The sequence below is a fragment of the Azospirillum agricola genome (assembly GCF_020005195.1).
Lineage (GTDB): Bacteria > Pseudomonadota > Alphaproteobacteria > Azospirillales > Azospirillaceae > Azospirillum > Azospirillum agricola.
Window position 1 is genome coordinate 2,882,262 of the sequence record NZ_JAIFZR010000005.1, and the last position, 12,991, is coordinate 2,895,252.

10 protein-coding genes are annotated in these 12,991 nt (G+C 70.2%); 8 read left to right on the forward strand and 2 right to left on the reverse strand.

Annotated features, from left to right (window positions below; translation table 11 throughout):
• The first annotated feature begins 5 nt into the window (after positions 1 to 5).
• From murC to lpxC, 7 genes are all read left to right on the forward strand, one after another.
• Positions 6 to 1,424 (forward strand): UDP-N-acetylmuramate--L-alanine ligase, encoded by a 1,419-nt coding sequence (gene murC, locus JN22_RS28635; protein WP_085557110.1) that lies wholly within the window; start codon positions 6 to 8, stop codon positions 1,422 to 1,424.
• Positions 1,421 to 2,374, forward strand: coding sequence for a UDP-N-acetylmuramate dehydrogenase (murB, locus tag JN22_RS28640; RefSeq protein WP_085557111.1), 954 nt, complete (start codon positions 1,421 to 1,423; stop codon positions 2,372 to 2,374). Before murC ends, murB begins: the two co-directional genes overlap by 4 nt.
• Positions 2,371 to 3,315, forward strand: a complete 945-nt coding sequence (locus tag JN22_RS28645; protein ID WP_085557112.1) for a D-alanine--D-alanine ligase — start codon at positions 2,371 to 2,373, stop codon at positions 3,313 to 3,315. The genes murB and JN22_RS28645 overlap by 4 nt, the downstream gene beginning before the upstream one ends.
• Complete coding sequence (locus JN22_RS28650; protein WP_085557113.1) at positions 3,300 to 4,262, forward strand: cell division protein FtsQ/DivIB; 963 nt, start codon at positions 3,300 to 3,302, stop codon at positions 4,260 to 4,262. The genes JN22_RS28645 and JN22_RS28650 overlap by 16 nt, the downstream gene beginning before the upstream one ends.
• Before the next feature lie 44 nt (positions 4,263 to 4,306).
• On the forward strand, positions 4,307 to 5,581 hold the full coding sequence (ftsA, locus tag JN22_RS28655) for a cell division protein FtsA (RefSeq protein WP_085557389.1): 1,275 nt from the start codon (positions 4,307 to 4,309) through the stop codon (positions 5,579 to 5,581).
• A gap of 115 nt (positions 5,582 to 5,696) precedes the next feature.
• Positions 5,697 to 7,559 carry a cell division protein FtsZ gene (ftsZ, locus tag JN22_RS28660; RefSeq protein WP_085557114.1) on the forward strand — a complete coding sequence of 621 codons (1,863 nt, stop codon included), beginning with the start codon at positions 5,697 to 5,699 and terminating at the stop codon, positions 7,557 to 7,559.
• Between the two features lie 333 nt (positions 7,560 to 7,892).
• Entirely contained in the window at positions 7,893 to 8,831 is a 939-nt protein-coding gene (lpxC, locus tag JN22_RS28665) for a UDP-3-O-acyl-N-acetylglucosamine deacetylase (RefSeq protein ID WP_085557115.1), read from the forward strand.
• 271 nt (positions 8,832 to 9,102) lie between these two features.
• Here lpxC and JN22_RS28670 read toward each other — a convergent pair whose 3' ends face one another.
• Positions 9,103 to 9,540, reverse strand: a complete 438-nt coding sequence (locus JN22_RS28670; protein WP_223677930.1) for a bacteriohemerythrin — start codon at positions 9,538 to 9,540, stop codon at positions 9,103 to 9,105.
• Positions 9,541 to 9,790: 250 nt separating this feature from the next.
• Complete coding sequence (ligA, locus tag JN22_RS28675) at positions 9,791 to 12,172, reverse strand: NAD-dependent DNA ligase LigA (protein ID WP_085557116.1); 2,382 nt, start codon at positions 12,170 to 12,172, stop codon at positions 9,791 to 9,793.
• Positions 12,173 to 12,340: 168 nt separating this feature from the next.
• Between ligA and JN22_RS28680 the strand changes: the two genes are divergently transcribed.
• The gene (locus tag JN22_RS28680; RefSeq protein WP_085557117.1) at positions 12,341 to 12,865 is read left to right on the forward strand and encodes a hypothetical protein; all 525 of its coding nucleotides are present in this window, start codon (positions 12,341 to 12,343) and stop codon (positions 12,863 to 12,865) included.
• Positions 12,866 to 12,991: the final 126 nt, after the last annotated feature.

A 12,991-nucleotide genomic window follows, 5' to 3' on the forward strand; every position in this document is an offset into this window, starting at 1 on the left:
CAGACATGCGCGCCCTCCCCCTCTCCATCGGCACCATCCACTTCGTCGGCATCGGCGGCATCGGCATGAGCGGCATCGCCGAGGTGCTGCGCAACCTGGGCTACACGGTCCAGGGGTCCGACCTGTCGGAGAGCGCCAACGTCAAGCGCCTGCGCGACCTCGGCATCACCGTGTCGATCGGCCACCGGGCGGAGAACATCGCCGGGGCCGCCGTGATCGTCGTCTCATCGGCGGTCAAACGCGACAACCCGGAGGTCGTCGCCGCCCGCGCCGCGCTGGTCCCCGTGGTGCGCCGGGCCGAGATGCTGGGCGAGCTGATGCGGCTGAAATGGGCGATCGCCATCGGCGGCACCCACGGCAAGACGACGACCACCTCGATGGTCGGCCACATGCTGGAGCACGCCAACCTCGACCCGACCGTCATCAACGGCGGCATCATCAACGCCTACGGCTCCAACACCCGGCTGGGCACCGGCGACTGGATGGTGGTCGAGGCGGACGAGAGCGACGGCACCTTCGTGAAGCTGCCGGCCTGCATCGCCGTCGTCACCAACATGGATCCCGAGCATCTGGACTTCTACGGCACCTTCGACAACGCGCGGGCCGCCTTCGACAGCTTCGTCCAGAACATCCCCTTCTACGGCTTCGCGGCGCTGTGCATCGACCATCCCGAAGTGCAGGCGATGATCCCCCGCGTGTCCGACCGCCGCATCGTCACCTACGGCTTCTCGCCGCAGGCCGACATCCGCGCGGTCAACGTCGAGCTGGGTCCGGCGGGCGCCAAGTACGACGTGCTGATCTACGACCGCCACACGGGCGAGACCCGCGCCATCGCCGGCGTGCGGCTGCCGATGCACGGGCCGCACAACGTCCAGAATTCGCTGGCCTGCTTCGCGGTCGGCAACGAGATGGGGCTGCCCGACGTCGTCATGCGCGACAGCATGGCGAAGTTCCAGGGCGTCAAGCGCCGCTTCACCCAGACCGGCGAGGCCAACGGCGTCACCGTCATCGACGATTACGGCCACCACCCGGTGGAGATAGCCGCCGTCCTGAAGGCGGCGCGCACCGCCGGCACCGGCCGCACCATCGCCGTCGTGCAGCCGCACCGCTACTCGCGCCTCGCCAACCTGTTCGAGGATTTCTGCACCTGCTTCAACGACGCCGACGCGGTGATCGTCGCCGACGTCTACGCGGCCGGCGAGCAGCCGATCGAGGGCGTCAGCCGCGATTCTCTGGTCGAGGGGCTGCGCATGCATGGCCATCGCCAGGTCGTCGCGCTGCAAAACCCGCAGGAACTGGCCCAGATCGTCCACGGGATGGTCAAGCCCGGCGACTTCGTGGTCTGCCTCGGCGCCGGCAACATCACCCAATGGGCCAACGCGCTGCCGGGCGAGCTGACCGCGCTGCACGGGGCGACGGCATGACGATGGCGGCGTCCGGCACGACCGGCCCTCACCTGATCGACCGCATGCCGGCCTGCCGTGGCCGGCTGAGCGCCGACGCCCCCTTGGCGCCGGTGACGTGGTTCCGCGTCGGCGGCCCGGCCGAGGTCATGTTCCGCCCGGCCGACGCCGACGATCTGGCGGAGTTCCTGGCGCAACTTCCGGCCGAGGTCCCAGTGACGGTGATCGGCGTCGCGTCGAACCTGCTGGTGCGCGACGGCGGCATTCCCGGCGTGACCATCCGGCTCGGCCGCGGCTTCACCGGCATCGCGGCGGAAGGCGACACCGTGACCGTCGGCGCCGCCGCCCTCGACCTCAACGTGGCGACGGTGGCGCGCGACGCCGGCATCGCCGGGCTGGAGTTCCTGTCGGGCATCCCCGGCACCATCGGCGGGGCCCTGCGCATGAACGGCGGCGCCTACGGCCGCGAGACCGCCGACGTGCTGGTCTCCGCCCAGGCGGTCGGCCGCGACGGCCGGCGGCTGGCGTTCGACCACGCCGGCATGGGCTTCACCTACCGCCACGCAGCGGCCCCGGCCGACTGCATCTTCACCGGCGCGACCTTGCGCGGCGAGCCGGGCAACCCGCTGGAGATCGCGCGCCGCATGGCGGAGATATCCTCCAAGCGCGCCGACAGCCAGCCGATCCGCTCGCGCACCGGCGGCTCGACCTTCAAGAACCCGACTATCAACAATCCTGGCGGCCACAAGGCCTGGGAGCTGATCGACGAGGCCGGCTGCCGCGGCCTGTCCATCGGCGACGCCCAGGTGTCGGAAAAGCACTGCAACTTCCTGATCAACCAGGGGACGGCCAGCGCCGCCGATCTGGAGGCGCTGGGCGAAGAGGTCCGCCGCCGTGTGTTCGAGACCTCCGGCGTGACGCTGGAGTGGGAAATCAAGCGCGTCGGGATTCCGGCGGGAGACGCCCAATGACCGACGCCCTGTTCCCCCACAAGAAGCATGTCGCCGTCCTGATGGGCGGCTGGTCGGCCGAGCGCGAGGTCTCGCTGGTCAGCGGGGCCGGCGTCGCCAAGGCTCTGGAGGAGGAAGGCTACCGCGTCACCGCCGTGGACGTGCAGCGCGACTTGGCCGGGCTGATGCAGGCGCTGACCAGCCCGCGCCCCGACGTGGTGTTCAACGCCCTGCACGGGCGCGGCGGCGAGGACGGCACGATCCAGGGCATCCTGGAATTCCTCGGCCTGCCCTACACCCATTCCGGCGTCCAGGCCTCGGCCATCGCCATGGACAAGGCGATGACCAAGCGCGTGCTCGGCACCGCCGGGGTCCGCTCGCCCAAGGGCTTGGTCCTGACGCGCGGCGAGATCACCGGCGGCGCCCACCCGATGCCGGCCCCCTACATCGTCAAGCCGGTGGACGAGGGCTCGACCGTCGGCGTCACGCTGGTGCGCGAGGGGCAGAACAGCCCGGTCGGCGACGCCTGGACCTTCGGCGACCGCGCGCTGGTCGAGGAGTTCATCCCCGGCCGCGAGCTGACCGTCGGGGTCATGGGCGACCGCGCCCTGGCGGTGACGGAGATCGTCTTCGAGGCTCAGGTCTACGACTACACGGCGAAATACAGCGCCGGCCACGCCGTCCACACCATCCCGGCCGCCATCCCCGACGCCGTCGCCGAGGAGGCGAGGCGGCTGGCGGTGCTGGCCCACCAGACCCTGGGCTGCCGGGGCGTTTCGCGCAGCGACTTCCGTTGGGACGACAGCCGGCCGGGAACCGACGGCCTGTACTTCCTGGAGATCAACAACCAGCCGGGCATGACGCCCCTGTCGCTGGTGCCCGAACAGGCCGCGCATGTGGGGATTTCCTACGGCGCGCTGGTCGGCTGGCTCGTGGAGAACGCCGGATGTCAGCTCGCCTGATGGCCAACCCGCAGTTCCGCCCGACGCTCGGCGGACGCGCGCCCCGCGACGAGATGCCGGCACCGCCCCGCGCCATGGCGGCGTCGGCGCAGAAGGGCAACCGCCGCCGCGCCTGGCCGCGCTGGACCCGGCCCGCCGTCAAGGCGGCGCTGGTGCTGGTGCCGGTCCTGCTGCTGGCCGGCGCCGCCGGCACCGCCTGGAAGCGCGCCAGCCTCGCCGAGACGATGGCGGCGGCGCGCGACAGCCTGGTCGACGCCAGCGGCGCGCTGGGTTTCTCGCTGAACGAGATCCTGGTGGTCGGCCGCACCGAGACGGAGCGCGACGCGGTGATGCAGGCGCTCGGCGTCCACCGGGGGGAGCCGATCCTCGGCATCGACCTCGCCGAGGCCAAGGCCCGGCTGGAGGAGCTGCCCTGGGTGTCCTCGGTCTCGATCGAGCGCCGCCTGCCCGGCATCCTCTACATCAGCCTGTCGGAGCGCCAACCGATGGCGATCTGGCAGCACGAGCGCCGCTTCACCGTCATCGACCGCGCCGGCCGCCCGCTGGCCGACGCGGTGGAACTGGCGCGGCGCGGCAACCAGCGCATCGACACGCTGCCCCAGGTGATCGGCGCCAACGCGCCGCAGCAGGTGCAGAGCCTGCTGACCGCGCTCGACCGCGTGCCGGCGATCCGGCCGCGCGTCACCTCGGCGAGCTGGATCAGCGATCGCCGCTGGAACCTCCAGCTCGACAACGGCGTGACCATCAAGCTGCCCGAGGGCGACGGCATGCCGACGGCGCTGCGCCAGCTCGCGGAGATGGAGGCGACCGGCCGCGTGCTCGACCGCGACATCGTGGCCGTCGACCTGCGCCAGCCCGATCGTGCCATTCTGCAAACCAGCGACACGGCGCAGCTTCCGGGCTGGGAGGACGACTCCAAGAAGAAGTCGAACGGCAAGAAGACATGAGTGGGACGAACGGCGGCGGGCTGGGCTGAGAGGGCATGTTCGGCATGGGATTCAACGGGGCCAAGAAGCCGAAACGACCGACGCGCGGCGGCATCGTCGCGGCGCTGGACGTCGGCTCGACCAAGGTGTGCTGCATCATCGCGCGGATGGACGAGCCCGGCTCGGTCCGCGTGATCGGTGTCGGCCACCAGATCGCCACGGGCATCCGCGCCGGCTCGATCATCGACATGGAGGCGGCGGAAACCTCAATCGGCGCCGCCGTCCACGCCGCCGAGCAGATGGCCGGCGAGACGATCCGCGACGTCGTCGTCAACGTCTCCATGGGCCACCCCCGCTCGCACGCCTTCAACGCGCAGGTGCCGGTCTACGGCCAGGAGGTGACGGAGGGCGACATCCGCCGCGCCATGGCGCACGCCCGCACGCTCCAGGCCGGCCCCGACCAGACGCTGATCCACACCATCCCGCTGGGCTTCAACCTCGACGCCAGCCGCGGCATCCGCGACCCCAAGGGGATGTACGGCAACCAGCTCGGCGCCCAGCTCCACGTCGTCACCGCGTCGGCCGGCGCCATCCGCACGCTGCACACCTGCATCGCCCGCTGCCACCTCGACATCGAGAGCATGGTGGTCAGCCCCTTCGCGTCGGGCCTCGCCTGCCTGGTCGAGGACGAGATGGAGATGGGCGCCGCCTGCATCGACATCGGCGGCGGCGGCACGACGATCTCCATCTTCTCCGAAGGCAATCTGGTGTGGACCGGCGCCGTGCCGCTCGGCGGGCGCCACGTCACCAACGACATCGCCCACGGGCTCGCCACCACGCTCGCCCACGCCGAGCGGTTGAAGGCGCTCTACGGCAGCGCCCGCGCCAACCCGGCCGACGAGCGCGAGATGATCGAGGTGCCGCAGGTCGGCGAGGACGAGCGCAGCGAGAGCGGCACCGCCAGCATGCCGCGCTCCTTCCTGGTCAGCGTCATCCAGGCCCGGATGGAGGAAATCTTCGAGGAGATCCGCGGCGCGCTGGAGCAGTCGGGTTACGCCCGGCTGGTCGGCCGCCGCGTCGTCCTCACCGGCGGCGCCAGCCAGCTGCCCAACACACGCGAGCTGGCACAGCTCATCCTCGACAAGCAGGTCCGCATCGGTCGCCCGACCCGGATCGCCGGCCTCAACGAGGCGCATGGCGGTCCGGCCTTCGCGACGGCGGCGGGCCTTCTCCTACACGCCGTGCGCAACCCGACGGAGCTGATGGTGACCGGCCAGGAGGCCGTCGCCAACACCGGACTCCTCGGGCGCGTCGGCCTGTGGCTGCGGGAGAATCTCTGATGATTTTCCCCGCCGCACCCACCCGATTCCCGATCCGGCAGGCCCTGGACCCAACCGGGGACCGATCGAGAAAAGCCTTGAAACCCAAATCAAAACAGGTTGTGGAGAACCAAGAATGATCAACGTGACCATTCCCCAGATCGAACCCGAATTGAAGCCGCGCATCACCGTCTTCGGTGTCGGCGGCGCCGGCGGCAACGCCGTCAACAACATGATCAAGTCGAACCTGGAGGGCGTGGACTTCGTCGTCGGCAACACCGACGCCCAGGCACTGAAGGGCTCGCTCTGCGAGAAGCGCCTCCAGCTCGGCACCGCGACCACGCGCGGCCTCGGCGCCGGCTCCAAGCCGGACGTCGGCCGCGCCTCGGCCGAGGAGCAGATGGAGGAAATCTGCCAGTTCCTCGAAGGCGCCAACATGGTGTTCATCACCGCCGGCATGGGCGGTGGCACCGGCACGGGTGCGGCCCCGGTCATCGCGCGCGCGGCGCGCGAGCGCGGCCTGCTGACCGTCGGCGTCGTGACCAAGCCCTTCCATTTCGAGGGCGGCCACCGCATGCGTCTGGCCGAGGGCGGCATCGCCGAACTCCAGCAGTATGTCGACACGCTGATCATCATCCCGAACCAGAACCTGTTCCGCATCGCCAACGAAAAGACGACCTTCGCGGACGCCTTCAAGATGGCCGACGACGTGCTGCATTCGGGCGTGCGCGGCGTCACCGACCTGATGGTGATGCCCGGCCTGATCAACCTGGACTTCGCCGACATCCGCTCCGTCATGACCGAGATGGGCAAGGCGATGATGGGCACCGGCGAGGCCAGCGGCGAGCGCCGCGCCATCGAGGCCGCCGAGGCCGCCATCTCCAACCCGCTGCTCGACGACGTGTCGATGAAGGGTGCGCGCGGCGTCCTCATCAACATCACCGGCGGCTACGACATGACGCTGTTCGAGGTCGACGAGGCGGCCAACCGCGTCCGCGACGAGGTCGATCCCGACGCCAACATCATCTTCGGCTCGACCTTCGACGCCTCGCTGGACGGCATGATGCGCGTGTCGGTCGTCGCCACCGGCATCGACGCGGCGGCGATGAGCAACCCGCGCCCGCTGCACCCGGTCAACCTGTCGCTGGTCTCCGACCGCGCCAAGAAGCCGGGCGCGCCCGCCGGCCTGACCACCGCCTCGCCGGCGATGCCGGCCGCCGCCCCGGCGATCCCCAGCGCCGCCACCACGCTGCGCCAGTCGCAGCCGGTGACCGCCGGCTCGAACGCCCTCCAGCACGACCCGGCGCAGCAGGCCGGCCATTACGCCGCCCCGGCGCCGGAGAGCGCCCCGTCCAAGCCGGCCTCCGGCCCGCTGCACGGCGAGAGCCAGGACGGCCACTTCTTCGCGCCCAAGCCGGCCGACGCCGGCCCGCGCCAGCCGGTGACGGTCGGCGCCCAGCCGGCCCCGTCCTACCCGCCGCAGCCGGCCCAGCCGCAGCAGGCCCACCAGCAGCCCGCCCCGGCGATGAGCGCTCCGGCGCCGCAGCCGCAGCACCACGCCGCCCCGGCGCCGCAGCACCACCCGTCCGGCCTGTCGGTCGGGCACGCTCCGGCCCCGGAACCCGCTCCGGCGCCGCGCAAGGGCAACTTCCTGTTCGGTCTGGTGACCGGCCTCGGCCGCAAGTCCGAGCCGGCGCCGCAGCCGGCCCCGCAGGCCCAACCCTACCCGCCGGCCCCGCAGCAGTACCCGGCCGCACCCGCCTACCCGGCGCCGCAGGCCGCCCAGCCGCAATACCCGTCGGCCCCGGCCTATCCGGCGCCCCAGCAGCAGCCGCAGCAGCAGCCGGCCTACCAGCCGGCCCCGCAGCCGCAGCAGGCCGCCTACCCGGCGGCCCCGCAGCCGATGGCCCCGGCTCCGCGCCCGGCGGCCGAAGGCCAGCCGAAGACCGAACAGGAAGAGCTGGACATCCCCGCCTTCCTGCGCCGCCAGGCCAACTGATCCGGCGGCCAAGCGATCCCGGCGAAAGCCGGAGATAACCGCCGGCCGCCGCCTCGATGCGGCGCCGGCGGCTCCACAACCTGACCGAAAATTTCGGCCCCCGGGGACGCGTCCGCGCAGCCCCGGGGGATTTTTTGTTTCTGTCCGGATGATCCGTCCCTCCTCCTTTTGCTCTGCAACAAACGGTAACAATGAGTGATTTGCCCTGGTTCGGAGCCGGTGTTACCAAGACAGCATGGTCAAAGGTGGCAAGTGGCCAGCGCGGCGCCCGAAGCAGAGCGACGCAAGGTCACAGCGCCCCAGACCGGAACGAGACGAAGACGGACAGACATCGTGATCAACAATCGTGGTAATGCGGACGGATTGTTCCAGCAGACCCTGAAGAAGCCGGTGACCATCACCGGCATCGGGCTGCATTCGGGCGCCATCGTCACGCTGACGATTGCCCCGGCCGATGCGAATTCCGGAATCACCTTCATCCGCACCGACCTGCGCGGGGCCGCCGCGATCGTCCCGGCGCGCTGGGACGCGGTGGTCGACACCCGCATGTGCACCGTCATCGGCAACAGCCACGGCACCACCATCGGCACGATCGAGCATCTGATGTCGGCGCTGGCCGGCTGCGGCATCGACAACGCCGTGGTGTCGCTCGACAACATCGAAGTGCCGATCATGGACGGCAGCGCCGCCCCCTTCGTCGCCGCCATCGAGCAGGCCGGCATCGCCGTGTCCGGCGCGCCGCGCCGGGTGATCCGCATCCTGAAGCCGGTCACCGTCAGCGACGGCGTCAAGAGCGCCACCTTCACCCCCGACGAGACGACGGTCTTCAGCTTCGACATCGATTTCGACAGCGCCGCCATCGCCCAGCAGTCGCACGCGGTCGAGCTGGACGGCGACGTCTTCAAAGACGAGATCAGCCGCGCCCGCACCTTCGGCTTCCTGCACGAGGTCGAGGGGCTTCGCAAGATGGGGCTGGCCCGTGGCGGCTCGCTGGAGAACGCCGTGGTCATCTCGGGCGACACGGTGATGAACGCCGACGGCCTGCGCTTCAGCGACGAGTTCGTGCGCCACAAGATCCTGGACGCCGTCGGCGACCTGTATCTGGCCGGCGCCCCGTTCGTCGGACGTTTCCACGGCGTGCGTTCCGGCCACGCGCTGAACAACCAGCTTCTGCGCGCGCTGTTCGCCGACCGCAGCGCGTGGCGCTACGACAGCGCCGTCGTGTCGCTGCCGGCGGCCCGCCGGGCGCTGGAGCAGCTCGCGGTCGCCTGACCCGATCCAGTTTCCACCAATGCCTGCCCTGCCCTCCCCCTCCGGGGAGGGCATTTTCTTTTGCGCCAAGCCCCTCCCCTTCCAGATGGGGTCAGCCCAAAGAAAAAGCGCCCTCCCCTTTCGGAGAAGGCGCCGATGTCCGCAGCGCGCGTTTCGATTATGCGCGTTCCAAGCGATGAACTTGTTTGCGAATTATATCAATATTTTATGAAATTTCTTTGAGATATTGGCTGAACTCTGACGGGATTTTCATCCCACCCTTCCACGCTCGCTACCCCGCCGCCGCCTGCGGCTCCTCCCCCGTCGCGGCGTACTCGCCGAAGCGGGTGTCCTCCTTCAGGATGTGCTGGCCGAGCCAATCGGCGCAGAAGATGAACACCTCCTCGCCGGTGATGCCCTCACGGTTGGCGCGGAAGCTGTCCCGGTAGGCCTCCACCTGCCGGGTCAGCGAATCGTGCAGCGCCTTGTGGGACGCGAAGGTCGGGTAGTTCGCCCGCAACATGCAGGCTTCCTCGGCGGCGAAGTGATGCCGGGTGTAGGCGATCAGCTCGTCGAGAATTGCCTCGATCAGAGCGGGATCCTGACGGTTGGCCTCGTCGAACAGCTTGTTGACGATGGCGATCAGCACGCGGTGGTCGGCGTCGAGATCGTCGTTGCCGACGCTCATCCAGCGCGACCACTGGATGGCGTCCATCTGCATGGAGTCCATGGCGCTTCCTTCTTCCCCAGGGCCTGTGCCGGCCGCGACGATGCCGCGCGGGTGTTGACCACCCGTCTCGTGGATATGGCATGGCGGAACAGCAGCGTTTTCTTATGTGACCCGCAAGGCTTTCTCCCGTCAACTCGGCCAGAGGTCGATGCGACATTATGGCCGCTGCGGCAAGGAAGCGCAGCGATGGCGGTCAACCACCGCTCATGAGGCGCCGCTCATGAGACGCGGATCATAAGGCCGTCCGCCATCACCCGCCGATCGTCTCCAGCCATTCATCCTCGGTCAGGATGGTCACGCCCAGTTCCCGCGCCTTGTCGGCCTTGCTGCCGGCGTCCGCCCCGACCACCACATAATCGGTCTTGCGCGACACCGACCCGGCGACCTTGGCGCCCAGCGACTCGGCCCGCGCCTTGGCCTCCGGACGGGTCATCCTCTCCAGCGAGCCGGTGAAGACCACCGTCTTGCCGGCCACCGGGGAGTTGCCGGCCTTCGGCGCCTCGGCCTCCAGCACGGTCAGGCGGGCGGCGAGGTCGCGGACGATGGTGAGGTTGCGATCCTCCAGGAAGAAGGCGGCGACCTCCCCGGCGGCGACCTCCCCGACGTCGGGGGTGGCGACCAGATCGGTCCAGGCGGGGCCGGGCGCCTGCGCCACCGCCTCGGCCATCGCCGCCGCCCAGCCCTCCAGCGTCCCGTAGCGCTCGGCCAGCGCGCGGGCGGCCTTGACGTTCAGCGGCTTGATGCCGAGCCCGCCGATCACCGTCTCCGGCCGCAGCAGCTCCTTGCCCGGATACTGCTCCAGCTTCTCCAGGTTCGACGGCTCCCCGAACCAGGCCAGGATGGCGTTGACCGTGGTCGGCCCGACGCCGTCGATCTCGTGCAGGTCGCGCCACGCCGGACCGGGCATGGCGCGGCCGGCCTCGATCATGCCGTCGATCCAGCCCTCCATCGTCCTGCAATGGCGGGCCAGCGACTTGGCCGTCACCTCGCCGACATGGCGGATACCGAGCGCGAAGATGACCCGGTGCAGCTCGATGCCGCTGCGGCGCTGGTTGATGGCGGCGAACAGGTTCTCGACCGACTTCTCCTTCCAGCCGAAGCGGCCAACCAGCCCCACCTGTCCTTCCTGGACGCGGCCTTCCAGCGTGAAGATGTCGGCCGGCGACCTGATGAAGCCCTCGTCCCAGAACTCCTCGATGATCTTCTCGCCCAGCCCCTCGATGTCGAAGGCGTTGCGCGAGACGAAATGGCGCAGCCGCTCCTTGGCCTGGGCGGCGCAGATCAGGCCGCCGGTGCAGCGCCGCACCACCTCGCCCGGCTCGCGGACGGCGAGACTGCCGCAGACCGGGCAGGTTTCCAGCGGCCGGTAGGGCGCGCTGTCGGCCGGACGCTGCGACAGCACCACCTCGACCACCTGCGGGATGACGTCGCCGGCCCGCTGCACCACCACCAGATCGCCGACGCGGATGTCCTTGCGGGCGATCTCGTCCTCGTTGTGCAGGGTGGCGCGGCTGACGACAACTCCGCCGACGGTGATGTCCTCCAGTTCGGCGACCGGGGTCAGGGCGCCGGTGCGGCCGACCTGGATGGTGATCGCCTTCAGCCGGGTCTGCGCCTGCTCGGCCGGGAATTTGTGGGCGATGGCCCAGCGCGGCGCCCGGCTGACGAAGCCCAGCCGCTGCTGAAGCTCCAGGCTGTCGACCTTGTAGACGACGCCGTCGATGTCGAAGGGCAAGCCCGCGCGGCGGCGCCCGATGCCCTCGTAATAGGCCAGCAGCTTGTCGGTGCCGTCGCACAGTTCGGCCGGGCGGTTGAGCTGGAAGCCCCAGCCCTTCAGCTTTTCCCGGATGTGCCACTGGCTGTCGGCGATCGGCTCCGACACCTCGCCCAGCGCGTAGCCGAAGAATCCGAGCGGCCGCGACGCCGTGATCGCCGAATCGAGCTGGCGCAAGGACCCGGCCGCCGCGTTGCGCGGGTTGGCGAACAGCGGCTCGCCCTTCTCGGCGCGGGCGTCGTTCATCGCGCGGAAATCGTCGCGGTCCATGTAGACCTCGCCGCGCACCTCCAGCACATCGGGGAAGGGAGCGGTCAGGCGCTTGGGCACGTCGCGGATGGTGCGGACGTTGGCGGTGACGTTCTCCCCCTCGGCCCCGTCGCCGCGCGTCGCGGCCAGCACCAGCTCCCCCTTCTCGTAGCGCAGCGAGCAGGACAGCCCGTCGATCTTCGGTTCGGCCACGAAGGAAACCGGCGCATCCTCCCCCAGTCCCAGGAAGCGGCGCACGCGCGCGACGAACTCGGCCACGTCGCCGGGGGCGAAGGCGTTGCCGAGCGACAGCATCGGCACCGCGTGGCGGACCTTGCCGAAGCCGGCGGCGGGGGCGGCGCCGACCCGCAGGCTCGGCGAATCGGCGCGGCGCAGCTCGGGGAAGCGCGCCTCGATGGAGCCGTTGCGGCGGACCAGCGCGTCGTAGTCGGCGTCGCTGATCTCCGGCTGGTCCTGCTGGTGATAGAGCCGGTCGTGATGCGCGATCTCCGCCGCCAGGGCGGCCAGCTCCGCCTGGGCCTGCTCCAGCGTCAGCGCCTCGACGGGCACGGCGCGGGGGGTGGGGGGCGTGTCGAACAGATCCATCATGACGGTCTCTTGGTGCCGGATATCTGGTGCCGGATGCCGGCCGGCCGAAGCGTGGCCGGGGGGCCGGGGTTGGGCCGGGCAGCATAGCGCCACTCGCAGCCCGGTGGGAGTCGCGAGGGCGGTGCCCACCCGTGTATGATGCGACGCGAGAGACGACCGGACAGCCCGATGCCAAGACCGCCCGCCGCCAGCCTGACGATCGACGACCGGCTCGTCGTCGCCGCCGCGCTGGACCGAATCTTCTACGACGACCCCGACCATTTCGCCCCGGAAGACGCCGTGACGGTGCGCCGGCTGATCCCGCAGGGCGGCTCCGGCTGGCTGCGCCTGGGCTTCCGCGCCGAAACGCGCGGCCCGTCGATGAAGGGCGAGGCGGCCGGGGTCGGCGATGTCCGGCTGGACGACGAGAAGACGGTGGTCGAGGGCAACGTCGGTGAATCGACGGCCTACCGCTGCGGCCAGTACAAGATCACCAACCATGGCGGCGACCTGGAAATCTGGCAGGTGATGAGCGACGAGTTCGCCCAGGAACCCAAGGGCGCCCGGCTGGAATTCGGAGCCGGCGGCGAGCCGGAACAGCTCACCTTCTTCCAGCCGCGCGACATCGAGTTGCGCATTCCCTTCACCAGCTTCGCCATCGGCGTCCGGCTGGGCGGCTGGCAGTTCTGGAAACGGGCGGCGCTGCGGAACTGAAAGCGCATGGCAGCGACGACCCCACCGTCCCCCAAACGTCATGCCCATGCTTGGCACGGGCATGCACGGGCGAGTCTCAAGCTTCCGCGTGGATGACCGGGACGAGCCCGGTCATGACGACAGAGG

What these genes read in the sequence shown, in the direction of transcription:
- murC (WP_085557110.1), top strand. Translation starts at nt 6, where the DNA reads ATGCGCGCCCTCCCCCTCTCCATCGGCACCATCCACTTCGTCGGCATC.
- murB (WP_085557111.1), top strand. Translation starts at nt 1,421, where the DNA reads ATGACGATGGCGGCGTCCGGCACGACCGGCCCTCACCTGATCGACCGC.
- JN22_RS28645 (WP_085557112.1), top strand. Translation starts at nt 2,371, where the DNA reads ATGACCGACGCCCTGTTCCCCCACAAGAAGCATGTCGCCGTCCTGATG.
- JN22_RS28650 (WP_085557113.1), top strand. Translation starts at nt 3,300, where the DNA reads ATGTCAGCTCGCCTGATGGCCAACCCGCAGTTCCGCCCGACGCTCGGC.
- ftsA (WP_085557389.1), top strand. Translation starts at nt 4,307, where the DNA reads ATGGGATTCAACGGGGCCAAGAAGCCGAAACGACCGACGCGCGGCGGC.
- ftsZ (WP_085557114.1), top strand. Translation starts at nt 5,697, where the DNA reads ATGATCAACGTGACCATTCCCCAGATCGAACCCGAATTGAAGCCGCGC.
- JN22_RS28670 (WP_223677930.1), bottom strand. Translation starts at nt 9,540, where the DNA reads ATGGACTCCATGCAGATGGACGCCATCCAGTGGTCGCGCTGGATGAGC.
- ligA (WP_085557116.1), bottom strand. Translation starts at nt 12,172, where the DNA reads ATGATGGATCTGTTCGACACGCCCCCCACCCCCCGCGCCGTGCCCGTC.
- JN22_RS28680 (WP_085557117.1), top strand. Translation starts at nt 12,341, where the DNA reads ATGCCAAGACCGCCCGCCGCCAGCCTGACGATCGACGACCGGCTCGTC.